At 61.2% G+C, this 23,117-nt stretch carries 22 protein-coding genes; 8 read left to right on the plus strand and 14 right to left on the minus strand.

The genetic code is table 11. The features are described from left to right. Positions 1 to 11: 11 nt before the first annotated feature. The 5 genes from ABSY17_RS02770 to ABSY17_RS02790 form a co-directional block, all read right to left on the minus strand. Entirely contained in the window at positions 12 to 1,625 is a 1,614-nt protein-coding gene (locus ABSY17_RS02770; RefSeq protein WP_378941322.1) for an ABC transporter substrate-binding protein, read from the minus strand. A gap of 83 nt (positions 1,626 to 1,708) precedes the next feature. Further along, positions 1,709 to 2,587 carry an ABC transporter permease gene (locus tag ABSY17_RS02775; RefSeq protein ID WP_378941324.1) on the minus strand — a complete coding sequence of 293 codons (879 nt, stop codon included), beginning with the start codon at positions 2,585 to 2,587 and terminating at the stop codon, positions 1,709 to 1,711. Then, the gene (locus ABSY17_RS02780) at positions 2,584 to 3,537 is read right to left on the minus strand and encodes an ABC transporter permease (protein WP_378941327.1); all 954 of its coding nucleotides are present in this window, start codon (positions 3,535 to 3,537) and stop codon (positions 2,584 to 2,586) included. The genes ABSY17_RS02775 and ABSY17_RS02780 overlap by 4 nt, the downstream gene beginning before the upstream one ends. Positions 3,538 to 3,540: 3 nt before the next feature. Then, positions 3,541 to 3,960 carry a rhodanese-like domain-containing protein gene (locus ABSY17_RS02785; RefSeq protein WP_378941330.1) on the minus strand — a complete coding sequence of 140 codons (420 nt, stop codon included), beginning with the start codon at positions 3,958 to 3,960 and terminating at the stop codon, positions 3,541 to 3,543. 21 nt (positions 3,961 to 3,981) lie between these two features. Then, positions 3,982 to 4,689, minus strand: a complete 708-nt coding sequence (locus ABSY17_RS02790; RefSeq protein WP_378941333.1) for a GntR family transcriptional regulator — start codon at positions 4,687 to 4,689, stop codon at positions 3,982 to 3,984. Between the two features lie 524 nt (positions 4,690 to 5,213). Here ABSY17_RS02790 and ABSY17_RS02795 point away from each other — a divergent pair. Then, entirely contained in the window at positions 5,214 to 6,872 is a 1,659-nt protein-coding gene (locus ABSY17_RS02795; protein WP_378941335.1) for an FMN-binding glutamate synthase family protein, read from the plus strand. 168 nt (positions 6,873 to 7,040) lie between these two features. Here ABSY17_RS02795 and ABSY17_RS02800 read toward each other — a convergent pair whose 3' ends face one another. Next, a complete protein-coding gene (locus ABSY17_RS02800) occupies positions 7,041 to 8,081 on the minus strand; it encodes a dipeptidase (RefSeq protein ID WP_378941338.1) in 1,041 nt (346 codons plus the stop codon). Between the two features lie 284 nt (positions 8,082 to 8,365). Here ABSY17_RS02800 and ABSY17_RS02805 point away from each other — a divergent pair, with 284 nt between their 5' ends. The 7 genes from ABSY17_RS02805 (at position 8,366) to ABSY17_RS02835 (ending at position 15,987) form a co-directional block, all read left to right on the plus strand. Continuing rightward, a complete protein-coding gene (locus ABSY17_RS02805) occupies positions 8,366 to 9,964 on the plus strand; it encodes an ABC transporter substrate-binding protein (RefSeq protein ID WP_378941340.1) in 1,599 nt (532 codons plus the stop codon). Further along, positions 9,961 to 10,974 (plus strand): ABC transporter permease, encoded by a 1,014-nt coding sequence (locus ABSY17_RS02810; protein ID WP_378941342.1) that lies wholly within the window; start codon positions 9,961 to 9,963, stop codon positions 10,972 to 10,974. Before ABSY17_RS02805 ends, ABSY17_RS02810 begins: the two co-directional genes overlap by 4 nt. Continuing rightward, positions 10,971 to 11,873, plus strand: a complete 903-nt coding sequence (gene nikC / locus ABSY17_RS02815; RefSeq protein ID WP_378941344.1) for a nickel transporter permease — start codon at positions 10,971 to 10,973, stop codon at positions 11,871 to 11,873. Before ABSY17_RS02810 ends, nikC begins: the two co-directional genes overlap by 4 nt. Before the next feature lie 4 nt (positions 11,874 to 11,877). Continuing rightward, a complete protein-coding gene (locus ABSY17_RS02820; RefSeq protein ID WP_378941347.1) occupies positions 11,878 to 12,708 on the plus strand; it encodes an ABC transporter ATP-binding protein in 831 nt (276 codons plus the stop codon). Beyond that, positions 12,705 to 13,445: an ABC transporter ATP-binding protein gene (locus tag ABSY17_RS02825; protein ID WP_378941349.1), complete on the plus strand. Its 741-nt coding sequence runs from the start codon at positions 12,705 to 12,707 to the stop codon at positions 13,443 to 13,445. The genes ABSY17_RS02820 and ABSY17_RS02825 overlap by 4 nt, the downstream gene beginning before the upstream one ends. A 40-nt stretch (positions 13,446 to 13,485) precedes the next feature. Beyond that, entirely contained in the window at positions 13,486 to 15,000 is a 1,515-nt protein-coding gene (locus tag ABSY17_RS02830; protein ID WP_378941352.1) for a serine hydrolase domain-containing protein, read from the plus strand. 87 nt (positions 15,001 to 15,087) lie between these two features. After that, a complete protein-coding gene (locus ABSY17_RS02835; RefSeq protein WP_378941354.1) occupies positions 15,088 to 15,987 on the plus strand; it encodes a LysR substrate-binding domain-containing protein in 900 nt (299 codons plus the stop codon). 80 nt (positions 15,988 to 16,067) lie between these two features. Here the strand turns inward: ABSY17_RS02835 and ABSY17_RS02840 are convergent, their stop codons facing one another. From ABSY17_RS02840 to ABSY17_RS02875, 8 genes are all read right to left on the minus strand, one after another. Then, positions 16,068 to 16,934 (minus strand): D-amino-acid transaminase, encoded by an 867-nt coding sequence (locus tag ABSY17_RS02840; protein ID WP_378941356.1) that lies wholly within the window; start codon positions 16,932 to 16,934, stop codon positions 16,068 to 16,070. 418 nt (positions 16,935 to 17,352) lie between these two features. Further along, the gene (locus ABSY17_RS02845) at positions 17,353 to 17,793 is read right to left on the minus strand and encodes a transposase (protein ID WP_378941358.1); all 441 of its coding nucleotides are present in this window, start codon (positions 17,791 to 17,793) and stop codon (positions 17,353 to 17,355) included. A gap of 57 nt (positions 17,794 to 17,850) precedes the next feature. Beyond that, positions 17,851 to 18,951 (minus strand): amino acid ABC transporter permease, encoded by a 1,101-nt coding sequence (locus ABSY17_RS02850; protein WP_378941361.1) that lies wholly within the window; start codon positions 18,949 to 18,951, stop codon positions 17,851 to 17,853. After that, positions 18,948 to 20,135 (minus strand): amino acid ABC transporter permease, encoded by a 1,188-nt coding sequence (locus ABSY17_RS02855; RefSeq protein ID WP_378941363.1) that lies wholly within the window; start codon positions 20,133 to 20,135, stop codon positions 18,948 to 18,950. Before ABSY17_RS02855 ends, ABSY17_RS02850 begins: the two co-directional genes overlap by 4 nt. Position 20,136: 1 nt before the next feature. Continuing rightward, on the minus strand, positions 20,137 to 20,661 hold the full coding sequence (locus ABSY17_RS02860; protein ID WP_378941365.1) for a protein-tyrosine phosphatase family protein: 525 nt from the start codon (positions 20,659 to 20,661) through the stop codon (positions 20,137 to 20,139). Beyond that, positions 20,658 to 21,248 (minus strand): GntR family transcriptional regulator, encoded by a 591-nt coding sequence (locus tag ABSY17_RS02865; protein ID WP_378941367.1) that lies wholly within the window; start codon positions 21,246 to 21,248, stop codon positions 20,658 to 20,660. The genes ABSY17_RS02860 and ABSY17_RS02865 overlap by 4 nt, the downstream gene beginning before the upstream one ends. A 44-nt stretch (positions 21,249 to 21,292) precedes the next feature. After that, positions 21,293 to 21,799 (minus strand): hypothetical protein, encoded by a 507-nt coding sequence (locus ABSY17_RS02870; protein ID WP_378941369.1) that lies wholly within the window; start codon positions 21,797 to 21,799, stop codon positions 21,293 to 21,295. 131 nt (positions 21,800 to 21,930) lie between these two features. Continuing rightward, positions 21,931 to 22,974: a transporter substrate-binding domain-containing protein gene (locus tag ABSY17_RS02875; protein ID WP_378941371.1), complete on the minus strand. Its 1,044-nt coding sequence runs from the start codon at positions 22,972 to 22,974 to the stop codon at positions 21,931 to 21,933. Positions 22,975 to 23,117: the final 143 nt, after the last annotated feature.

Below are 23,117 nucleotides of genomic sequence, written 5' to 3' on the forward strand. Positions count from 1 at the left end.
GGGGGCGGCACTCATTTGGTGACCCAGACCTCGGGCAGGCTCGGGAAGCCCTGCGTCAGCATCGGATGCCACCCCTCGACGCGAGCCTGCGCGGGGTGCAGGAGCACGGCTGCCCAGATCGGCAGCGGGTTTTGGATGTTCTGATGAACGTAACGCTGGATTTCCCAGATCTTCTGCTGCCGCGCGGCATCATCAACGATGCCCTGCTGTTCCCGGATCATCTCTGCCAGCACCGGATCGTCAATCCCCGTGTAGTTTCGATTGCCGTCCTTCAGGAAGTGAGTGGTGAAGTACTCGTTTGCTTCTGCAAACGGGCTCATCATCAGGAACATAGCCTGGAAGTCGCCTTCCTTCCCGAGCGCCTGTCCGGCCACCATGTCGACCATCTTGATCTCGGCCTTGACTCCAATTTCGGCGAGGTCCTGCTGCATCCATTCAGCTTCGCGAACGAATTCTTCCCCGTAGTTCAGCACGGTCATCTCGAAGGTGAAGCCGTCGGCATAGCCAGCTTCGGCTAGCAACGCCTTGGCCTTCTCATGGTCAGGCGTGCCGTAGAGCGCAATTCGCTCCTCTTGCGGCAGGGTTTGCGTGGCCAGAGCCGCACCGACCACACCGCCGATGGCGCCACCACCGCGAACGACCTCTCCCAGGCCCTGTCGGTCGAAGGCAAGGTTGATTGCCTGACGCACCCGCAGATCGGAGAACGGCTTGAAGGTCGGGTTGAGATACAGCTCGGTCTGGGTATTCGCGACTGTCTGGATATCCTTCATATCCGGAACCGCCTGCTTCAGTCCTTCCATCTGGGTGAGATTGAGCGGGCCGAACCAGATGTCGACCTGGCCCGAGCGGAAGGCCATGATGCGGGCGTTAAGATCCTTCATCGGCAGGATCTCGACTTCATCGAGGTAGGGAAGCTGCGCACCCGCCTCGCTCTTGCCGAAATATTTGGGGTTGCGGACATAACGTGTCGCGACACCCGCTTCGTTCTGTTTCAGGATCCAGGGCCCGGTCCCGATGACCACGCTTTTGCGGTCATAGCCGCCGTCAAACGCCTCCCGCGGAAGGACCCACATATTCTGGTGAGCAAGGCCTTGTAGCAAAACGACATTGGGCCGCTTCAACGTGATGACAAGGGTGTGATCGTCCGGTGCCGTGATGGTGTCCACGCCGGCCAGCTGCCCCTTTTGAACACCGTCCTTGCGGATCGCCTCATAGGTGGCCACCACATCCGCGGCAACGAAGGGCCGGCCCGCGACGGGTCGAATGTCATGCCAGACTACGTCCGGGCGCAGATGGAACGTGTATTTCAGACCATCGTCCGAGATTTCCCAGCTCTTAGCCAAGGCGGGCTTGGGAACGAATTGGCCATAGGCGATGTCCGGCCCGGTCTTCCATTCGACGAGCCGATTCAATGCCAGGCCTAGCCGTGAATGCACGCCGAATTCCGTACTGGCCAGCGGGTCAAAATTCGGAGCTTCGGCGTGGACGTTGATCGTCACCTTGCCACCGTGGCGTGGCGCGTCCTGGGCAATGGCAGTGCCGGGGAATGCCAATGATGCCGAAAGCGCTAGCGCAGGCGCGATCCATCCCAGGGCATTTCCGTAGTGGAGCAGTCGTTCAAGCATGGTAGTTCCCTCTTGTTCTGATTGTGAAGGTGCTTTTGGTTCTGGAGGTTCGCGCTACGGCTGCCTTGGGCAGCCGGGGATACTCACTGCTGGTTCCGGGGATCCAGCACGTCACGCAACGCGTCGCCTATGAGGTTCAATGCCAGCACGCTGATGGTCAGCATCAGCCCGGGAAAGACAATCAGCCAAGGTGCGGTGCCGATAAACCTGGTCCCGTGGGACAACATAGTACCCAGAGAAGGGTGCGGTGGCGGCGTGCCGACGCCAAGAAAACTGAGAGCCGCCTCGGTCATGATGGCCACGCCAAAGGCCAATGAACCCAATACGAGCATCGTCGGCATGAGATTGGGCGCACCGTGGGTAAGCATGATCCTAAGCGGTGAAGCACCGATGACCCGCGCCGCGGAGATGAAGTCGTGTCCGCGGACCTTCAACATCTCCGACCGCACGACGCGGACGAAGCGTGGTATCTGCGCAAGCGTCACTGCGATGACGACGTTGCGAACACTTGGCCCCAACATGGCTGCGATGAACAGCGACAGGACCAGCGACGGCAAGGTGTCGAGCGCCTCGACCACACGCTGGATAACAGTGTCGATCCAGCCACCGAAGTAGCCCGAGATCATTCCGATCAGTCCGCCGACACTCATCGTGAGGGTCACGACCATCAATCCGACGAACAATGAAATGCGCGTGCCGTGCAAAACGCGTGAAAAGACGTCGCGGCCAATGTCGTCGGTGCCAAACCAATGCAACAGGGACGGCACTTTCAGCACGGCCCGCCTGTCCTGATGCAGCGGGTCAAACTGAGCGATCCATGGAGCAAACAGCGCCAACAACAGCACGAACGTGAGGATGATGAGCGCGCTGCAGCCGACTGGGTCGCGCAACAAAGCGCGCAGGATGGCAAGCGCACGGCTACTGCGCCGGGGCATGTCGGCGGCCTCGACAGCGAGGGTCATGAACGCGCCTCCCGGACACGGGGATCGACCATGCCATAGGACAGATCAACCAGCAGATTGACGGTGATGGTGATGAGGCCGTAGGTCAGCACGGCGGCCTGCAAGACCGGGTAGTCCCGGCTCGCAACGGCTTCAAACAGCAGGTTCCCCAGGCCTGGAATATTGAAGATGCGCTCGATGATGACCGTGCCGGAGAGCAGATGCCCGAACTGCGTGCCCAGCAGCGTGATCACGGGGATCAGTGCATTCTTGAGGCCATGGCCGACATAGATGCCCGAGGGAGAGACGCCGCGCGCTCGAGCGGCTCGGATGAAGTCGGCCCCGATGATCTCCAGCATGGCGGACCGGGTCAGCCGCGACAGCGCGGCCGCAACCCCAAGCGACAAGGCAACCGCTGGAAAGACCACCTGCTGCAGGTTGACGAGCGGCGCGTCGGAGAATGTGCGATAGGGCAGCGGGATGAAGTAGCCGATGGCGGCCAAGCCAGTCAGCGTCAGCAGCCCCAGCCACAATTGCGGTATGGCCAGAAAGACGGTCGAGGCAACGCGCAGCACCATGTCTCCTGGCGTGCCCCGCCACAACGCAGCTGCAACTCCCGCCCCGATGCCCAGAACGGCACCCAGCACGATGGCCAATATCGACAGTTGCATCGTCGGCACGAGTGCAGCGCCAATCTGAGCGGCGACCGGCCGTCCGGTCCATAGCGAATTGCCAAGGTCTCCGGTCAAAACGCCTTTGGCCCAAATCACGAACTGGGTGGTAATCGGCTCGTCCAGCCCGAGTTGCGCCCGCTTTTGCTCCAACAGTTCCGGCGTCACCGCACCGGCCTCGGACAATTGCTGGTTCACGACGTCGCCGGGTACAAAGCGAATTGCCACGAAAACAAGCAACGCGACGGTGACAAGAACCAGCAGGCCAAGGACCGCGCGACGCAAAGCGAAGGTCAGCATGGCTCAGCACTTCCGTTGCCAGCGCGAAGTGGCCGCCACATCCTCGACTGGGTGGCCCGCCTCCCGCCAACCGCCGAAGCCGCGCTCCAGATGCCAGACCTTGCGGTAGCCCATCTCCATGAGCGCCAGCGCAGCCAGAACCGAGCGGCCACCCCCGGCACAATAGACGACATACTCCGCTTCCTCGGTGAAGAAGCGTCGATAGTAGCCCATCGCCGGATCGGCCCAGAATTCCAGCATGCCGCGCGGCACGTGGTGGGAATCGGGGATCGCCCCGCTGTCGATCAGCTCCTGAAGCTCGCGAATGTCGATCAGCATCAGTGCGTCACCGCGCCCCTTCCGCTCCGCCAGTTCGTCCGCCGATAGCGTGGGCACCTGCGGTCGCAAGCCGTCCACCCAAGCCGTGGTGTTTCTAATCGCCATTTCTCCCCCCCTCCCCGTCTGTCAGCCTCGGACCCGATCCGAATGTAGGCCGTCCTGTGCGGTCAAAGCCCTGCGCAACCCTTCAAGTGGGTCGCTTTCGCGGGCTAGATGAACCTTGGTTTCCCATGTGCCCAGATGTTGACACATGCGCTGCTCAGCAGCGGCGAAATCGTTGCTCGCCAACGCGTCGACCACTGCAACGTGCTCGCTGTAAGACATGCGAGCGTCCCCCGGCGTCTGGTGACGCATGGTGAAAAGCGTGGTCAGTACGGTCAGATCACGAAGTTTGGCTGCAAGGATGCTGTTGCCCAGGCACTCGGCAAGGCAGACGTGGAAATCGCCCAGGAGATAGCTGCGGCGGCCCACGTCAGTGCCTTCAACTGCTTCCTTCTGCAGCCTGAGATGCTCACGTAACCGCTCGAGCGGAGCCGCATCGAGGACCCGATTGCGCCGGGCCAGGCTGCGCAACAACCCGGTCTCGATGATCTCACGGGCTTCATAGAGTTCACGCGCCTTGTTGATGTCGACCTCGGTAAAGAACCACCCTCTACGCGGACTGACGACGACAATGCCTCTCGCCGCCAGATCGACCATCGCCTCGCGAACGATCGTGCGACTGCATTCGAACAATGACGCGATCTGGCTCTCGCCCAGCCGTGCGCTCGGCTCAAGCTTCCGGCTGAGAGCTGCATCGATGATCCGATCGCTGATGTTGGTCGCCAGGCTCAAGACGCCTCTCCAGGCTTGTATGCAAGATATGCATGCAAGATTCCAAGGGGACTTGCAATAGAAAAAATCGCCTCATGCTGCGAGCAGGTGAAAGAAGGCCAGCGTCCCCTAGAAGTCCTCCATCGCCCAGGGTGTCGGTTGCGAATAGCGACCGTTTCAAGCGCGGCTGCGGAATGATCGCCAATTTCATGATGGGCGAGGTACTTCACGCCGGGAGTTGCGAATGTATCGCGGGCTTGCTGAAAGCAGACCCGATCGTGGAAAAGTGACCGGCAATGTGCTTGACCGCAATCTAAAGGAAAGGCGACCGGTCGCGACCTGGGAGAGCGGCTCCGCCGGGGGACGAGCCCGTGCAGGCGCGCATAAGGACGTTTCAAAAACGACGTCTCTCGTCACAAGGATTGTCATCTGTGTTATAGGCCGATCGCCGGAGCGATTTTCTGGTCGCCGCTTTACCGCTCCGGACCACTCAAGTTACGCAATTCCACAACCGCCGCTCGCAGACTTCCCGGACCAATCCCTAAATGTTGAATACCTTCTTCTCGTATCAGCGCTACACCGTGTTTGTGGGCGCCGGCCTCATCGCCCTCGCGTCCCTTGCGGGTGCAGTGCTCTACAGCCAATGGCTGCTTCTCGTGGCCACGCTTGCCGCAGCGCTGTTCGTGCTCGGCGTGCATGATGTGCTCCAGCGCCGGCATTCGATCCTGCGCAACTATCCGGTGGTCGGGCATTTGCGCTTCATCCTCGAGAGCTTCCGGCCAGAAATCAGGCAATATCTCATCGAGGGTGATCATGAAGAGGTGCCGTTCAGCCGCCAGGCCCGCGGTCTCGTCTATCAGCGCGCCAAGGGCGCCGAGGACAAGAGGCCCTTCGGAACGATCGAGAACGTCTATGGCTCCGGCTATGCGTGGCTGACCCACTCCGCCTCGCCCGTCACGATCACCGACACCAATTTTCGCGTGCGTGTCGGCGGTTCCGCCTGCAAGCAGCCCTATGAGGCCAGCCTCTACAACATTTCGGCGATGAGCTTCGGAGCGCTGTCGGCCAACGCCATTCTCGCCCTCAACACCGGCGCCCAGAAGGGCGGCTTTGCGCACGATACCGGCGAGGGCAGCATCAGCCGCCATCACCGGCAGGGTGGCGGTGACCTGATCTACCAGGTCGCGTCGGGCTATTTTGGCTGCCGCAACGACGACGGCAGCTTCTCGCCCGAGAAATTCGCCGAGGTCGCTGCCGACCCCCAGGTCAAGATGATCGAGATCAAGCTGAGCCAGGGGGCAAAGCCCGGCCATGGCGGCATGTTGCCGGCCTCGAAGATCTCACCCGAGATCGCCGAGGCACGCGGCATCCCCATGGGTATCGACTGCGTCTCGCCCGCTGCCCACAGCACGTTCTCGACCCCGATCGGCCTGATGCAGTTCGTCGCCCAACTGCGCGAGCTGTCGGGCGGCAAGCCGGTCGGCTTCAAGCTGTGCATCGGCCATCGTCGCGAATTCATGAGCATGGTCAAGGCGATGCTCAAGACGGGTATCATCCCGGATTTCATCGTGGTGGACGGCGCGGAAGGCGGAACGGGCGCTGCACCGGTCGAATTCGCCAACCGGGTCGGCATGCCGATGCTGGAAGGGCTGACCTTCGTGCACAACACGTTGCGCGGCGCCGGTATCCGCCACGAGGTGAAGATCGGCGCGGCCGGCAAGATTGTCTCCGCCTTCGACATCGCCCGCGTGGTGGCTCTGGGGGCCGACTGGTGCAATGCTGCGCGTGGCTACATGTTCGCCATCGGCTGCATCCAGGCTCAGGCCTGCCACACCAATGCTTGTCCGGTCGGCATCGCGACGCAGGATCCGGTTCGCCAGCGGGCGCTTGACGTCGGCGACAAGAGTGACCGGGTAGCGCGCTTCCATCGCAACACGATGAAGGCGCTCGGCGAAATCGCCGGTGCGGCTGGCCTGAGCAATCCCAGCGACTTCATGCCCTATCACTTCATGTTCCGGCAGAAGGACAACGAGTTTCTCGACGGCAACGAAGCCTACCCCTATCTACCGCAGGGGTTCCTGGTCGCAGGCGAGGAAATCCCCGAGCTGGTCGACTGGTACAGCCGCTGGGATCGCGCCAATGCCGAGAGCTTCGCGCCGCCGGAAATTCCGCACGGGCCGTTCCGACGGCGCAAGGCCGCCTAGGCCTCAGTGAGAAGATCGGAACGTCCAGGCGCTTGGGCCGCAAAGCCATAAAGCGTCCTGGATGTCTGGAACGCTTTGCTATCATTGCCGGATGGCTTTTCGCGTCCTCAATCCAAATCTGCGACGGGATCCACGCGATTGCTCCCGTCGCAAAGGGCCGGGGCCTATCTACGCGCCCCAGGTTGTTTCCAGGACGCGGATCCAGTTTCCGTGGCAGATTTTTGCGAGCGCAGCCTCGTCAAAGCCGCGCTGCCGCATCAGTTCGACGAGCAGTTGCAGGTCGCCCGCATCCCGCATCGCCGCGGGGATCGTCGTGCCATCGAAGTCCGAGCCGAGCGCGACGTGATCGATGCCGATGCGGTTGGCGACATAGTCGATGTGGTCCACCAGCAGGTCGAGGCTGGTATCGGGGTTCCTGATGCCGTCCGAGCGAAGGAACAAGACGCCGAAATTGATGCCGGCAAGACCACCGGTGTCGCGGATGGCGTCGAGCTGGCGATCGGTGAGGTTGCGGCTATGCGGGCAAAGCGCATGGACGTTCGAGTGCGAGGCAACCAGCGGTGCGTCGGAAAGCTCGGCGATGTCCCAGAACCCTTGTTCGTTCATGTGCGACAGGTCGACCATGATGCGCAGCTCGTTGCACGCCCGGATCAGATCCTTGCCCGATTCGGTCAGACCCGGGCCGATGTCCGGCGACGAGGGAAAGCGGAACGGTACGCCATAGGCGAAGATGTTGGGTCGGCTCCAGACTGGGCCGAGCGAGCGCAGGCCGGCCGCATGCAGGACGTAGAGCGCATCGAGATCGGCGCCGATCGCTTCGACGCCCTCGATATGCATGACCGAGGCAAAGACATCGCTGTCGATTGCGTTGCGGACATCGGCGGCACTGCGGCATATTTTCAGTCGGCCTTGCGACTGTCTTTCCAGGCGCATGAGAAGGTTTGCCATGCCGAGCGTGCTTGCAAGCGCGCTTGGCTGGCTTGGCGTCGAAAAATCGCCATTGGCATCCTTCTCTACACTGGGCGAAGCAACATAAATGGCGCAGAGACCGCCCGCGAGACCGCCCTTTTGCGCTCGCGGCAGGTCGATATGACCGGCATCGCCGCCTTCGATGAATCGGGTTTCGGATGAGCCTCGCGGCGATCGCCACAGGCGAGACAGCAGGTCGTTGTGTCCATCGAAGACCGGGACATTGGTTTGCGTTGCCAATTGCGGATCGCCTTTTCAGCTTGTGTCGCGGCCCTCAGCAGCCGGTTCTGCGCACCTCGTAGCTGCGGCGCGCAACCATAGTTTCGGCGCATCCGTAGTGGAAGGCCACCGCAGCGCGCAAATGCAATCCATGCATAGGCCTTGCCGAAATCGGAATTGGTAGCAGGCGGGCATGTTGTGCTTAATCCGCCACCTAACCAAGGGACAAGACCGGGGAGAGGCGAGCGCAAATACTCGCGCTGGTCGTTTGTGCGACGTCAAGTCCGATGAGGAGCTATTTTTCGATGATTTCCAGACGCAACCTGCTGATCGGCGGCGCTGCCGTGCCATTCCTGTCCTATGTCAGCCTCCTGCCGGCCTTCGCCGAGACCCCCAAGGACATCCTGGTTGTCGCTCAGCAGCTTGACAACATGACGAGCCTTGACCCGCACGAGAGCTTCGAGGCGGTCGGCAGCGAAATCTGCGGCAACATCTACCAGAAGCTCGTGCACCCTAATGCCGACGATGCCAGCAAGGTCGATCCGGTCCTGGCCGAATCCTGGGAAGCCGACGCCGAAAGCAAGGTCTTCACCTTCAAGCTTCGTTCCGGTGCAACTTTCGCCAGCGGCGCCCCGGTTACTGCCGAAGACGCGGCGTTCTCGCTCCAGCGCGCGATCAAGATGAACAAGGGCGCGGCCTTCATCATCGCCCAGTTCGGCTTCACGCCGGAAAACGTCGAAGAGCGCATCGTCGCAGTCGATGGCTCGACCCTGCGCCTGACGCTCGACAAGCCCGCCTCGATCGCCTTCCTGCTCTACTGCCTGTCGGCGAACATCGGCAGCATCCTTGAAAAGAAGATAGCGCTCGAAAACGAAGTCGCCGGCGACCTCGGCAATGCCTGGCTGCAGAAGAACACCGCCGGCTCCGGCGAATTCGCTCTCCAGTCCTGGAAGCCGAGCGAAAGCGTGGCTCTCGCCGTCAATCCGCATGGCCCCTACAAGGGCAACATCAAACGCATCATCCTGCGCCATGTTACCGATCCGTCCTCCCAGTTGCTGATGCTGCAGAAGGGTGACGTCGATATCGCGCGTAACTTGAGCTCCGAGCAGCTGCGCACCCTGCAGGGCGACGAAAACTACAATCTCGTTCGCAAGGGCGTCGCCTCGCTGGTGCTGGTCTCGCTCAACCAGAAGCAGGAAAACCTGGCCAAGCCGCAGGTCTGGCAGGCGATCAAGCACGCGCTCGACTACAAGGGCATGCAGGAAAACATCGTTCCGCTGACCCACAAGATCCATCAGAGCTTCCTTCCGGAAGGCTACCCGGGCGCCGTCAACGACACGCCGTTCGAAAGGGACGTCGCCAAGGCAAAGGCCCTGATGGCGGAAGCTGGTCTTGAAGGCGGCTTCGATATCGTCATGGACCACTACTCCGCACAGCCCTATCCGGATCTTGCCCAGGCGATCCAGGCGAACCTGGCCGAAATCGGCATCCGCGTTCAGCTGCAGGCCGCCGAAAACCGCCAGGTTCTGACCAAGATGCGCGCTCGCGAGCATCAGATGGCGCTGTCAGCCTGGGGCTCGGACTACTTCGACCCGCACTCCAACGCCGATGTCTTCAACATCAACCCAGACAACTCGGACGATGCGAAGACGCGTCCCTTCCTGTGGCGCTCGTCTTGGCAGGACGCCGAAATGGCAAAGAAGGCCGAGGCCGCGCGCGACGAGAAGGATCCGGCAAAGCGCATCGCTCTTTATGAAGAGCTGCAGCGCGCGCATATGGAGCACAGCCCGTTTGCCTTCATGCTGCAGACGACGACCACGGCTGCCTGCCGCAAGAACGTCGCTGGCATCAAACTCGGCACGCTGTCCGACTCCCATTCCTATTCTGGGGCGTCGAAGGCTTGAAGAAGAGTGTAGCTAGCTTCGCCGGCACACTGAGCAGCGTCATCCTGACGCTGCTCGGTCTGACTGTGGTCACATTCATGATCGGGCGCGTCATGCCCGTCGACCCCGTCATTGCGGCGGTCGGCGACAACGCGTCCGAGGCCGTGATCGCGCAGGCACGCGTCGAGATGGGTCTCGACCAGCCGCTGATCGTGCAGTTCTTCCGCTACCTGTGGCAGCTCCTGCACGGCGATTTCGGCATGTCCATCCTGACGCGCAATCCGGTCTCGGTAGACATCGCCCGTTTCTTCCCGGCGACGCTGGAGCTCGCGACGGCAGCATTGTTGCTTTCCGCCATCATCGGCATTCCGCTGGGCGTGTGGGCGGCCGTCCGGCAAGGCACGTTCGTCGACCAGGCGATCCGTGTCGTCTGTCTCGCGGGCCATTCCGTTCCCGTTTTCATGCTTTCGCTGATCTCGCTCCTGATCTTCTATGCAACCCTTGGCGTTGCACCTGGACCAGGGCGGCAGGATATCATCTTCGAAGGCATGATCGACCCGGTCACGGGCTTGCTGACCATCGACACGCTGATCGCAGGCGACTGGGATGCTTTCCGTGACACGCTGGCGCACATGGCGCAGCCGGTCTGCATCCTCGCCTACTTCAGCATGGCCTACATCACCCGCATGACCCGCGCCTTCATGGTCGACGCGCTGAAAGGCGAGTTTGTCATCACGGCACGCGCCAAGGGGCTTTCGGCTTCCAGGGTCATCTGGGGGCATGCCTTCCCGACGGTCGCCGTGCAGCTGGTGACGGTCCTGGCCCTCACCTATGCCGGTCTTCTCGAAGGCGCCGTTGTCACGGAAACCGTGTTCAGCTGGCCGGGCCTCGGCCAATATCTGACCGTGTCGCTGATGAATGCCGACATGAACCCGGTCGTGGGTGCGACCCTGCTGATCGGCCTCATCTATGTCGGCCTCAACCTCCTCGCCGACCTACTCTATCGTGTACTGGATCCCCGCGTCCGATGATGCTTTCAACCTTTCGAAACTGGGCGTTGGACGAGACGCCCGCCTCGCGAGCACAAGCTGCCTGGGGTCATCGGTACCGCATCTGGCTGAATCTCAAATCCAACCCGCTGGCGGTGATCGGCCTTGCGATCATCCTGTTGTTCGCTGCCCTGTCGCTCTTTGCGCCAATGCTGGCACCGCATGACCCGGCTATCCAGAACCTTGCGAACAGGCTGGCTGCGCCGAGCGCCCAACATTGGTTCGGCACCGACGAACTCGGCCGTGACATCTTCTCGCGCATTCTCTTTGGCGGGCGCGTCACGCTCGGCATGGTAGTCGCGGTGGTGGTTCTCGTCGCACCGATCGGGCTCGCGGTCGGCTGCATCGCCGGCTATTTCGGCGGCGTTGTCGATACGATCCTGATGCGCGTGACCGATGTGTTTCTCGCCTTCCCTCGCCTCATTCTGGCGCTTGCTTTCGTTGCCGCGCTGAAGCCAGGCGTCGAGAGTGCGGTCCTTGCCATCGCCCTGACCGCTTGGCCGCCCTATGCTCGTCTTGCCCGCGCCGAGACGCTGACAGTCCGCCGCAGCGATTTCATCGCCGCCTACCGGCTGACCGGCGCCTCGCCATGGCGCATCATCTTGCGCCATGCGGCACCGCTTTGCGTGCCGAGCCTGATCGTGCGCATTACCCTCGACATGAGCTCGATCATCATCACCGCTGCAAGCCTCGGCTTCCTCGGCATGGGTGCGCAGCCGCCGTCGCCGGAATGGGGTGCGATGATCGCCACCGCCAAGCGCTTCATCTTCGAGCAATGGTGGGTTGCCGCCGTTCCTGGCGTCGCCATTTTCCTCGTCTCGCTCGCCTTCAATTTCCTCGGCGACGGTCTGCGCGACGTGCTCGACCCCAAGGGGAACTGAGGCCATGCTGGTCGACATCAAGAACCTCAGGATCACCTTCGAAACCCGTTCGTCTCGCTTCGAGGCCGTGCGCGGCGTCTCGCTCAACCTTGGCGCGGAAAAGCTCGGCATCGTCGGCGAATCCGGCTCTGGCAAGAGCCTGACGGCGCGGGCGCTGATGAAGCTGCTGCCCTCCAACGCCGCAGTAGACGCCGACAAGCTGTCGTTTGACGGGATCGACGTGCTGACGGCTTCGGAAAAGCAGATGCGCCAGATCCGCGGCAAGCGGGCGGGCTTCATTCTGCAGGATCCGAAATATTCGCTGAACCCAGTGATGACGATCGGCCGGCAGGTCGCCGAGGCGTGGCGCACCCACAAGGGCGGCAGCAAGAAGCAGGCGTATGAAGCCGCCATCAACCTGCTCGACCAGGTCAGAATCCGCGATCCGCGCGCCGTCGCCGCCTCCTATCCGCACGAAGTTTCCGGCGGCATGGGACAGCGGGTAATGATCGCCATGATGCTGGCGCCGGACCCCGAACTGCTGATCGCCGACGAACCCACTAGCGCGCTCGACGCTACCGTTCAGGCCGAAATCCTGCGCCTGATCGAGGAGCTGGTTTCCGAGCGCAACATGGGGCTCATCCTCATCAGCCACGACCTGCCGCTCGTCTCGCATTTCTGCGATCGCGTCGCTGTCATGTATTCGGGTCGTGTGATGGAAGAGCTCAAGGCATCCGATCTGCTCCACGCCCAGCACCCCTATACCCAGGGGCTCCTCAATTGCATTCCCTCCCTTACCCGTCCCAGGGAGCGACTGCCTGTTCTCAATCGCGACGCAGCGTGGCTCACCCCATGATCGAAGTTGAAAATCTCAAGATAAGCTTCGGCGACCGCAAGGTGGTCAAAGGTGTATCGTTCGCCGTCGAGAAGGGCGGCAGCTTCGGCATCGTTGGCGAAAGCGGCTCGGGCAAGTCCACGATCCTGCGCGCCATGGCTGGCCTCAACCAGGCCTGGGAAGGTCGCGTTTCCTTCGGGGGCGAAGATGCACCGCTGAAGCGTCCGCCGGAATTCTTCCGGCGCGTGCAAATGGTGTTTCAGGATCCCTACGGCTCGCTGCACCCGCGCCAGACCATCGATCGCATCCTGAGCGAGCTGCCGCTCGTACACGGCATGGACAATATCGAAAAGCGCATAGCACAGGCGCTTTCCGACGTGGCCCTGCCGCAGGCAGTCAGGTTCCGCTTTCCCCACCAGCTGTCCGGCGGCCAGCGCCAGCGTGTGGCGATCGCCCGCGCCCTGATCGCCGATCCGCAGGTTCTGCTGCTCGACGAGCCGACGAGTGCGCTTGACGTTTCGGTGCAGGCGGAAATCCTCAATCTGCTTTCGGATCTGCGTTCGGCCCGAAACCTCACCTACATTCTGGTCAGCCACAATCTGGCAGTCATCGCGCATTTGTGCCGGCAGGTTGGGGTCATGCTGAACGGGGAAATGGTCGAGCAGTTGAACACCGACGACTTGCGGACGGGCAACACCCGGCACGAACATACGACGGAACTGCGCAAGCTCAGTGTTGGACTGGAAGAGCCGGCCTGAGCCGGCGCGCGTGACGACCGAACGAGATATGGAAGAAAACATGTCGGCACATTTCGATTGGCAAGCCGCGTCCGCGGTCGCAGAGGATTTCGTGCGCCAATGGGGCCAAAACGAACCGGGCGGTGCCGTGATTGGTTTCGATGATGCCGGTATCCGTTTCTCCCACGCACGCGGTGTCGAAAGCCTGGCAACCCTGACGCCGTTCTCGGCGGAAAGCGTGGTGCGTTATGCGTCGGTCACCAAGCACTTCTTCTGCGCGATGGTCCTTGCACATGACGACGTTATCAGCCTCGACGATCCGCTCGGCAAGCATCTGCCGGAACTGAAAGCTCCACTGGCCGATGTCACCGTCGGCCAAGCGCTCGACATGAGCGGTGGCCTACCGGACACGCGCGAATGCCTGTCGTTGCTCGGTCTGTCGGTTTACACCGAAACGAAAGCCGCGCCGCTCGTCGAATTTCTTGCTCGCCTGGAGCGGTTGAACTTCGATGCCGGCCGCGAAGTTTCCTATTCCAACACCGGCTACCGCCTGGTCGAGACGGCGCTGGAGCGTAATGGCTTCATCTTCGACGATTTCGTCCAGCGTGAGATCTCAGGACCGCTCGGCGTGGCGCTCAAGGCCCCCGATGTCTGGAACGACCCGGTGAAGGATCTCGTGCCTGGCTACTGGCATTCGGGCGAGTGCTGGCAGCTTGCCGCCGCGGGCCTGCACATCTCCGCCTCAGGCAGCCTGACCGGAAGTGCTACAGCGCTCGTTGCATGGTTGCAGGCCTTGTCGCGTGGCGAAGGCCGTCTTGCCGGAGTATTCGATCGACTTCAGGCACCACGCTTTCTCGCTGACGGACGACAGAGCGGCTACAGCCTGGGCCTGCGTCGCTCTCAGCTCGGCGACCGCGGCTTCATCGGTCACGGTGGCTCGCATCCCGGCTACAAGACCTATTTCCTGCTCGATCCCGAAAGCCGCGCCGGCTTTGTCATCGTGTCCAACCGCGAAGACACCAACGGCTACAAGATTGCGCTCGAAAGCATGAGCGCACTTACCGGACTTCCTCTGCCTAAGCCGGCGACCGGCTTGCCCGAGGGCTTCTACGTCACGGAGACCGGTCCCTGGTGGATCGAGGTCAAGGGCAGTGTCTGCACCTATCTCGACGCCGACGACACGCTCTATGACGATGGCGACGGCTGGGTTTCCTCACGCTCGGCTTCGTCGCCGATGCGCCTCCGTCTCGACGGCGCAGCTCTGGTTGGCGAGGCCGGGCATGCTTCAAGACGCTTCCTGCCCGTCGCCGAGGGGCATGAAGTGCCGCCTTCGCTTTCCGGCAGGTGGCGGTCATCCGAAGGTGCGGAACTGGAGATCCGCGATGGTGCGGTGATCTCAGGTGTCGGCCCGGTGCGGCAGACGATGCCGCTGAAGGCACTCGGTGGAGGCCGCTTCCTTTTCACGATGCTTGACGGGCCATGGAAGAAGCGCGTTTGCCTTCATGTCCTGTCCGGCGATCGCCTGGAGCTGGTGCTCAGCCGCGCGCGCATGATCGAATATGGCCGCTGCGCCTGACTTTTTCGTGAAGCCACTGGACTCCGCCCAAAAGGGGTCAGTTTTCCGTCAGAAGGACCGGAGCTGACGTTTTCAGGAGTGCAGGCAGTGGAAATCAAGTGGCTCGAGGACTTTCTGGCGCTGGCGAGCACGCTCAACTTCTCGAAAGCCGCCGCCGAGCGCAACGTTACCCAGTCCGCCTTCAGTCGCCGGATCAAGCAGCTGGAGGCCTGGGTTGGCGCAAGCTTGGTCGACCGCGCCACCTACCCGTCGCGATTGACCGAAGCGGGCGTGAAATTCGTGCCGGTGGCGCAGGAAGCGCTCCAGATCCTCTACCAGTCGCGGCGAAACCTCCAGAAAGAAGAAGGCTCTGACGCCAAGACTATCAAGGTCACGGCGCTCCATACGCTTTCCTTCACCTTTTTCCCTGACTGGATGAACCGCATCAACAGCAAGGCCGGCCCGGTTTTCTCGCGGCTTAGCCCCGATTCCGGCAGCATGGAGGAAAACCTCAACTCGCTGATCGACGGCGAATGCGATTTCCTGCTTACCTATGCGCATGCGCAGGTGCCTTTGCTGCTCGATCCGCAGGCGTTTGAACATCGCATCCTGGGGCACGAGAAGATCATTCCAGTCTCGGCGCCCGACGACACCGGCGCGCCCGCACATCGGCTGGAAGGTGCAACAAAACCCTTTCCCTATATCAGCTACGAGAAATCCTCGTTCTTCGGCCAGCTTCTGGGCGAAGTGGTCGGCCCCGCGCTGCCACCGTTCCAGCGGGTGCATGAAGGCAGCATGTCGGTTGGGCTGAAGGCGATGGCCCAAGCAGGCTGGGGGATCGCATGGGTGCCAGAAAGCCTGATGACGACCGAACTGTCGAGCGGTGCGTTGGTGCGTGCCGCCGAACCGAACTGGGACATCAGTGTCGAGATCAGGCTTTATCGCTCGAAAGACAACCGGCGGCCGATCGTAGCGCGCATCTGGCAGGCGCGGGATGCAGCGGCATAGTCCGCTGCATCGTGGTTGAACTCAGGCCTTGGCTGAGCTGATCTTTCCGAAAACCGGGCCCCGGTTTTCGGGTCTTGCCCCTAGACCGCCGTGCGGCGGGCATTTTCCAGATAGAGCTCGCGCAGGCGCTTGACGACCGGCCCCAGCGTGCCATCTCCAACCTGCTTGCCGTCAATACGCGTGATCGGAACCACGAAGTTCGATGCGCTGGTAAGGCATGCTTCACGGGCGTTGAGTGCCTCTTCGAGGGAGAAGGCGCGCTCCTCCAGCGTCAGGCCCTGCTCGCGCGCCAGTTCCAGCACCGCGAGCCGCGTGCAGCCCGGCAAGGTTGAATGGCTGTTGCCGCGGGTGATGATGCGGCCATCCTCGGTGACGATATAGGCCGTCGACGAGGCGCCTTCGGTCACGAGGCCATCCTCGATCATCCAGGCCTCGTCGCAGCCCTCGGCCTTTGCCAGCCGCTTTGCCATCACCTGCGGCAGGAGGCACACGCTCTTGATGTCGCGGCGCGCCCAGCGCTGGTCGGGAACCGTCTTGACCGAAACGCCCTTCTCCGCCGCCGGTACGTTTTCGAGCGTCTTTGCCTGCGTGAATAGCAGCAGCGTCGGCTTCAGCTCGGCGGAAAACAGGAAATTGCGGTCCTCGGCACCCCGCGTCAGCTGCAGGTAGACCACGCCTTCGGCAAGGTTGTTGTCTTCCACCAGCCGGCGTTCGATCTCGACGATCTCGCTGACCGGTACCGGCAGCGGCACGTCGATCTCACGCGCTGAGCGCTCGAGGCGTGCCATGTGCAGGGCGCTGTCGACGAGCTTGCCGTCGAGCACTGCTGTCACTTCGTAGATGCCGTCACCGAAAAGGAAGCCGCGATCGAAGATCGAAAGGCGCGCTTCGCTCTCGGGAAGGAAGTCGCCGTTCAGGTACACGATACGGCCGGACTGATTGGGCATGATAACTCCGTATGGAAGAAAATTCAGAAAGCGCCAGGGCAGCGGATTTTTCGAGCGAGATCGCCTCGATGACTGCCCGGCAGCGCGGAAATTGTTCAGTCTGCAATAGTTTGCCTCGCCAGCAGCGGCATCGATCGCCCGTCCCCTATTGCGGCATGCCCCCTGTCCTCGCCCTCTGACCTTGCCGCTCGCCCAAGCCGCACACCTGAGCGTCGAAATCTCAGATCCCGAGGCGAGGCTCGTTGGCTCGCCTGAAGCTACCCTTCCGGATCGCAAAACGGGATCGCAAATATGGAATAGTTTCATGAGAAGTCCGCAAGACGTTGGCTATCGCTTTGCAGGCCGAACGCTGCCGAAGCTGTGAGAATGCCAGAACATTTGCCACGAGAGCGATGCGCTCGGCGCAGGCAAAAGAAGGTCAGCCTCCGTTCGAAGTCCGCCTCCGCCCGGGGCGGATTTGTTGGCGGCCCGGCCAGCCCAGGTGCACTTTGACGCGATGTTCTGAGGTTGGGTCTACCTGTATCGAGCGGTCGACAGGTTCGGAAGGACGCTGCACTTCATGCTGTCGAAGCGCCGAGGAAGGCTGCAGCCACAGGCGGGCCGTTGGCCGGGGACGGTTTTGTAAGATGCCGCGCTCCTCGGTGACGCGCGCTAGTTCCTTCTTCAGCCGTCGAAGCTCTGCTGCCAGATCCACATCGCCCGCGCCTGAAGGCTTCGAGAACATCCGATTCCGCACATAGAGCGAATGCTGGCTCACGCCCAGACGCTGCGAAACCTCCGCAACGGGGTAACCCCACTCGGTGATCTGCGCGGCCGCAACGCCCTTGAAATCGTCGTTGAAATTGCCGGTTCCCGTCATAGCCTCCTTGCCTCAAAATCAGGCAAGAAAGCGTCCACAAGTCTAAGGGCTATTCAATTACCGATCTCGGCCTGGTGCTTTCGCGGCAAGACGGCGACCGACCCAGGACAGATAGGAACACGAAATCAGAAACCACATGCCGACAAAAACATAGGCTTCCAGCGCCTGATTGCCCCAGACCACATCGCTGAACGCCATTCGGGCTGTTGCATTGAGGTCGTGCATCCCGAGCACGACGACCAGGGACGTATCTTTGTAGGCGCCGATTGCGCTATTGACCAAGGCCGGCATTGCCCGCTCGAACGCCTGAGGCAGCAGGATTAGCCGGGCCGATTGCCAGAAGCCAAGGCCAAGAGACGCCGCGGCCTCCTGCTGACCGGCCGGCGTCGCCAACAGGCCGCTGCGCACGTCCTCTGCGAAATAGGCTGAGTGAAAGGGAACCAGAGCGACCAGCACGGCAGTGACAGGGTCAATCGTGACGCCCCTCGGCAGCATAAGCGGGACTACGAACATGCCGACAAACAACAGCGTTACCATCGGCACGCCGCGCATCACCTCAATGAACAGCGTTGCTGCACGCCGAAGCCCAAAATATCTCGTTTGAAACCGCGCCAGCGCTAGCAGCACGCCGAGCGGCAAGGCGAGCGCCAATGCGATAGTCGACAGGATCAGCAGGATCGGCAAGCCGTTCCATTTGTTTGTATCGACTGTCGGCAGTCCCGGAAAACCTCCGCCCATCAGAACAAAACTGACGATAGCGCCCAATACCCACAGGCTGGCGAATGCGCGCAGATTGATCCAGCGGCCGGTGACGGCCATCTGCCCGGTCGCAATCGTCAACCCGAGGAGGATCAGGCAGACGACTGCCGGTCGCCACTGCTGGTCGAAGGGATAGGTGCCAAACAGGATGAAACGCGTCTTTTCCCGCCAGAATGGCCAACACGCGGCGGAGGTTTCCGAACACAGTGCCGGATCTGACCAAGGGCCGACTGCCGAGATGACGAACCAGTTCAGGACGATCCAAGCCAGGTAGAGCGCGAGGGCGCCACCTACAATTGTCAGGACACTTGCTCCCGGCCCCGCAAACGCTGAGCCGACCCAACGCCTGAACGAAGTCTTCTTGGCAGGCAGGGTTGACGCCTTGGTACGCGCGATCATCGGCCCGCCCTTCCTTCGCGCGCCCGGATGCGGTCGCTCCAGTAGTTCAGCGAGGACGCGAGCATCAAACAGAACACGAGATAGATCGACATCGTGACCAGCATGATCTCAAGCGGCCGAAAAGTCTGATTGATGGTGGTGCCCGCCACGGACATCAGGTCGGAATAGCCGACTGCAATCGCAATCGACGTGTTCTTGAAAAGATTCACAAACTGGTTGTTCAGCGGCGGCACGATCATGCGCAGAACCTGCGGCACCACGATCAAATTCGTCGTCTGGCCTGACCTCAGGCCGAGCGCCTTGGCGGCCTCGATTTGCCCTTTTGGGATAGCTTCGATGCCGCCCCGGATCACTTCGGCGATCTGCGCCCCGTGGTAGAGGCCGAGCGAAATTGCGACCGCACAGAACTGGATCGATAGACCGCCGCCGCCACGAATGGCAAAACCCTGAAGTTCGGGCCAAGACAGCTCTCGCGGCGCGCCGACGAGCCAGGCAATGATCAGCGGCATCACGACTGCGAGTGGAGCGATCACGCGCCAGACTGGCAGATGCTTGCCGGTCAGTGCCTGTCTTTTGGTCGCATGCCGTACCCAAAGTGTCGCGAGCGCCATGACCAAAATCAGTGACAGACCCAGCGACCACACATTGAGTGGATCGTGTTCAATCCAAGGGAAATAGATGGCGCGATTGGAGATCAGAAGCGGCCCAACCTGGATTGCCTGCCGCACCGCCGGCAATCCATTCACCGCCACGATATAGATGACCAGCAGGACGAGTATCTTGGGAAGATTCCGGAAGAGCTCGACATAGCCAAGTGCCAGGACGCGCGCCACCGGGCTTGAACTTACGGAAACAAGTCCGACCGCCAAACCGAAGGCGCAGGCAAGCACAAGACTTGCGATCGCAACAAGGAGTGTGTTGAGCACGCCTGCAGCGATCGCGCGCAGGTAGGTATCGTTTGCGGAATAGGCAATCAGGCTTTCGCTGATGTCGAAGCCAGCCTGCTGCCACAGAAAGGAAAAGCCCGGCTGGATGCCAGCCGCCCGCATGTTAGAGTAGATGTTCCAGCCCAGGAAAACAAAACAGGCGAGAATGGCGACGAATACTGGGACCTCAACCCAGGCAATCCGCCGCTTCTGCGGCGGTGGTTCGAGAGCTGGCAGGGAGGCGGCTCCGATTGTCATTTCACTGTGCGCCTATACGCGATGCCAGTGGATGCAGTCTTGGCACCAATCGCGAGACTAGATGGCGCTGTTCTGCCGTCTCCGGCCCCGAGCCTGCTGCAGACACAAGGGCTGTCGCTTGCTCTTCGGCGAAACCCAACCCGATCAGGATGAGAGACGCGAAGGTCCCCGTACGGCCTATGCCGGCGGCACAATGTACGAACAGGACGCGCCCTTCGTTCAGCTGCGTTGCAGCGCGCAGCGCCAACTGGCCAAGCCCATCTTCATCTGCAGGAACGCCGAAATCATCGATCGGGAACTGAACTGTCGCTATGGGTGCCTTGCCTTCGGCGTAAGCAGGCGATTTCTGTTCGAGTTCTCCCTGAGGGGCAAGACAGATGATCTGTTCGACGCCGCGCTCCGTAAGAAAAGCCATATCCTGCTCGAGTGGACGCAGCCGCCCGGGCATTGGTCCAAGCCACAGCTGACCAGGCACGTTGACCGGCAGCGCGACCTTGCGCATGAAAGGTGCAAGCGTAGCGTTCATTCCGTCACCGCGCCTGGCAGCGGCTCATTGGCGAGCATCGCAAGCAGCTCTGGTGGCGTCTCCGCGGCGGCTAGCCCAGTAATGGTCGTGCGGACTGCCGCCAGCGACGCGACAATATCCGCCCGTGCAGCTGCCAATCGCCACCGCAATGCCCGCCAGTGCATTGCCGCCTGAGCGTCAGCAGCAATAGTGTCGGACACCAAGCCGGAGACCAGCGCGAGTATTTCCGAGCGAATGTGATAGAATGCCGCCAGAGGTTGATCGCCCGCGGCCTTTGACAGCACTGCGATCGTTGCGAGATGACTTCGAGCCGTAATATCGAAAGTCTGCGCACAACATCCCGCGCAAAGCCGAAACATGTCAGCCAAAACGGAGAAGTGTAGCGCGCGCTGGTCTACGTCGAGTGGACTTGCAATAGTACCGACACCAGACCTCGTTTCGAGCAGCCCCTCGAAGGCAAGTCGCTGCAGTACCTGACGGATGGGCGTGCGGCTCACACCGAATTCTTGCGCCAATTTGCCTTCGTGCAGCATCAATGGCGTTTGCGGATCTAAGGAACAGATCCGAAACCGAACTTCGCGCAACATGTCTTCAAATCTTGGCGGACGCGACCGGTATGTCTGCTGCGAACTCAATCTGTGTAGCCTCCCAAGGCATGCCCTTCTTTGGCGTCGTCATGTCCGAGCAACCAGTGCTCCTGCTCAGGACTTTCCACTGCTTCTGCAAATGCGTCACGCACTCTACGCAGCGCTTCATCGACGCTTAGACCGCGCCGACTCAGTGTATGCGCTGCGATCATTCCGCTTCTTCCTGCGCCGTAGGCGCAGCAAAAGCCAACAGACCCGCCATTGTCTAAGACGCCTGCCACACGAGGCCACAACCGGTTCCATCCCCTGACCCAAGCAGAACTCGGCGCTGCGAAATCGGCAATCGGCAATGCAACAAATCCACTTCCCAATTCCGATAGCCGTTCCCTCAAGGCCAATCGCATCCCGTGCGGACATTCCTTGTCTTCAGTCAGCAGAAAAAACAGTCCGGTGCTCAATCGCTGGAGTTCTTCAAGCGTCTCCATCATCTCGTCGGGATCAATCCAGCTTTCGCCACGCTGATTGATTGCCAAGCCAGGCAAGCCAACCATGACCACAGCGCCACCTCCAGGGCAGGCGAGGAAGGCGCGTATGGAAGTTTGGCTCGACATCGATATCGAGATCACCCACTTTGGCGACCGATGCCGACTGGACTTCGCATCCAGTCGGCATGTCAGCAGATTCAGCGAATAGGATACGCGTACATCAGGCCGCCGTCCTTCGCCAAGGCGTTCTGGCTGCCTTCGCGCTTGAGGTTGAAGGGGGTCGAAGGGCCGAGGTGGCGGTCAAACACATCACTGTATGAGCCGACCTGCTTGATCACCTGGTGTGCCCAGTCGGCCGGCAAGCCGATCTTCGTCGCCATTTCAGCGGTCGCCCCATCCTTGGCGAACAGGCGCTGCACAGCTTTCGGCTGCTTGTCGAGTTCTGCAACCTTCTGGTCGACGTTGGCTGCGTTCACACCAAGTTCGTCCGCATTCAGCATCACCTCAAAGGCCCAGCGTACCGCCTTCTCAAGTTCCTGATCGGGCTGCGTCACCAGCGTCAGCGGTTCAGCGGAAATGATTTCCGGCAGAATGTCGTAATCAGACGGGTTCTTGGCCAGTTGCCGATCTGCCGCCAGCGCGGTCATGTCGGATGCGTAGGCATCGCATTTGCCGGCGTAAAAGGCCTGCAGGCGTGCGGTCTTGTCGGCAATGTTTTCGACTTTGTATTCCATGCCTTCCGCTGCGAACCAATCGGCGATGTTAAGCAGGGTGGTCGAACCATCTTCTGCGCAAATGGTGGCGCCCTTCAGCTCCTTTGCCGACTTGATGCCCAGCGACTTGGCGACCATGAAACCCTGGCCATCGTAGAATGTGGTCGCGACAAACGAGAGGCCCGGATCTGCTGAACGAGTACCGGTTTCCGTAATCGAGCGAGACGCCATATGGGCCTGCTTCGCAACCAGGTTCTTCAAAGAGTCGGAGAAGCCGATACCGCGAATGTCGGCCTTGCCCGCATCGCCAAGAACAGCCGCCGCAGCCATACGGCAGAAATCTGCGTTAAAGCCCTGAAATACACCGGCACTGTCGGGCACCGAGAAGCCAGGAGCACTTGGGCTCACCAGGCAGATGAGCTTTCCGCTCGACTTGATCTCATCGAGCACAGGTCCGGCCTGAACAGCCGACGCGCCAGCGAAAGAAGCAGCGCAAGCCAGCGCTGCGGCGATAAAACTGCGAAGCATTATGTTCCCCCTGTATGCCGGCTCTAGGCCGATATGCCTGTATACAGGTTCAACAGTATGCAGCGAAGGGACCTGCTGTCAATCACTCTCTTCGGCAAATGAAGGGTAAGGAAATGGAGCTTTTTCCAGGCTCAATCTGGAGC

Source organism: Mesorhizobium sp. ANAO-SY3R2, assembly GCF_042466635.1.
Classification (GTDB): domain Bacteria; phylum Pseudomonadota; class Alphaproteobacteria; order Rhizobiales; family Rhizobiaceae; genus Aminobacter.

Bases quoted from the DNA above. Each gene is read 5' to 3' on its own strand.
- nikC (WP_378941344.1), top strand. From the start codon at position 10,971: ATGATGCTTTCAACCTTTCGAAACTGGGCGTTGGACGAGACGCCCGCC.
- ABSY17_RS02865 (WP_378941367.1), bottom strand. From the start codon at position 21,248: ATGTTGCGCGAAGTTCGGTTTCGGATCTGTTCCTTAGATCCGCAAACG.
- ABSY17_RS02830 (WP_378941352.1), top strand. From the start codon at position 13,486: ATGTCGGCACATTTCGATTGGCAAGCCGCGTCCGCGGTCGCAGAGGAT.
- ABSY17_RS02870 (WP_378941369.1), bottom strand. From the start codon at position 21,799: ATGGTTGGCTTGCCTGGCTTGGCAATCAATCAGCGTGGCGAAAGCTGG.
- ABSY17_RS02785 (WP_378941330.1), bottom strand. From the start codon at position 3,960: ATGGCGATTAGAAACACCACGGCTTGGGTGGACGGCTTGCGACCGCAG.
- ABSY17_RS02775 (WP_378941324.1), bottom strand. From the start codon at position 2,587: ATGACCCTCGCTGTCGAGGCCGCCGACATGCCCCGGCGCAGTAGCCGT.
- ABSY17_RS02850 (WP_378941361.1), bottom strand. From the start codon at position 18,951: ATGATCGCGCGTACCAAGGCGTCAACCCTGCCTGCCAAGAAGACTTCG.
- ABSY17_RS02860 (WP_378941365.1), bottom strand. From the start codon at position 20,661: ATGAACGCTACGCTTGCACCTTTCATGCGCAAGGTCGCGCTGCCGGTC.
- ABSY17_RS02780 (WP_378941327.1), bottom strand. From the start codon at position 3,537: ATGCTGACCTTCGCTTTGCGTCGCGCGGTCCTTGGCCTGCTGGTTCTT.
- ABSY17_RS02805 (WP_378941340.1), top strand. From the start codon at position 8,366: ATGATTTCCAGACGCAACCTGCTGATCGGCGGCGCTGCCGTGCCATTC.
- ABSY17_RS02855 (WP_378941363.1), bottom strand. From the start codon at position 20,135: ATGACAATCGGAGCCGCCTCCCTGCCAGCTCTCGAACCACCGCCGCAG.
- ABSY17_RS02845 (WP_378941358.1), bottom strand. From the start codon at position 17,793: ATGACGGGAACCGGCAATTTCAACGACGATTTCAAGGGCGTTGCGGCC.
- ABSY17_RS02875 (WP_378941371.1), bottom strand. From the start codon at position 22,974: ATGCTTCGCAGTTTTATCGCCGCAGCGCTGGCTTGCGCTGCTTCTTTC.
- ABSY17_RS02825 (WP_378941349.1), top strand. From the start codon at position 12,705: ATGATCGAAGTTGAAAATCTCAAGATAAGCTTCGGCGACCGCAAGGTG.
- ABSY17_RS02795 (WP_378941335.1), top strand. From the start codon at position 5,214: ATGTTGAATACCTTCTTCTCGTATCAGCGCTACACCGTGTTTGTGGGC.
- ABSY17_RS02770 (WP_378941322.1), bottom strand. From the start codon at position 1,625: ATGCTTGAACGACTGCTCCACTACGGAAATGCCCTGGGATGGATCGCG.
- ABSY17_RS02840 (WP_378941356.1), bottom strand. From the start codon at position 16,934: ATGCCCAATCAGTCCGGCCGTATCGTGTACCTGAACGGCGACTTCCTT.
- ABSY17_RS02820 (WP_378941347.1), top strand. From the start codon at position 11,878: ATGCTGGTCGACATCAAGAACCTCAGGATCACCTTCGAAACCCGTTCG.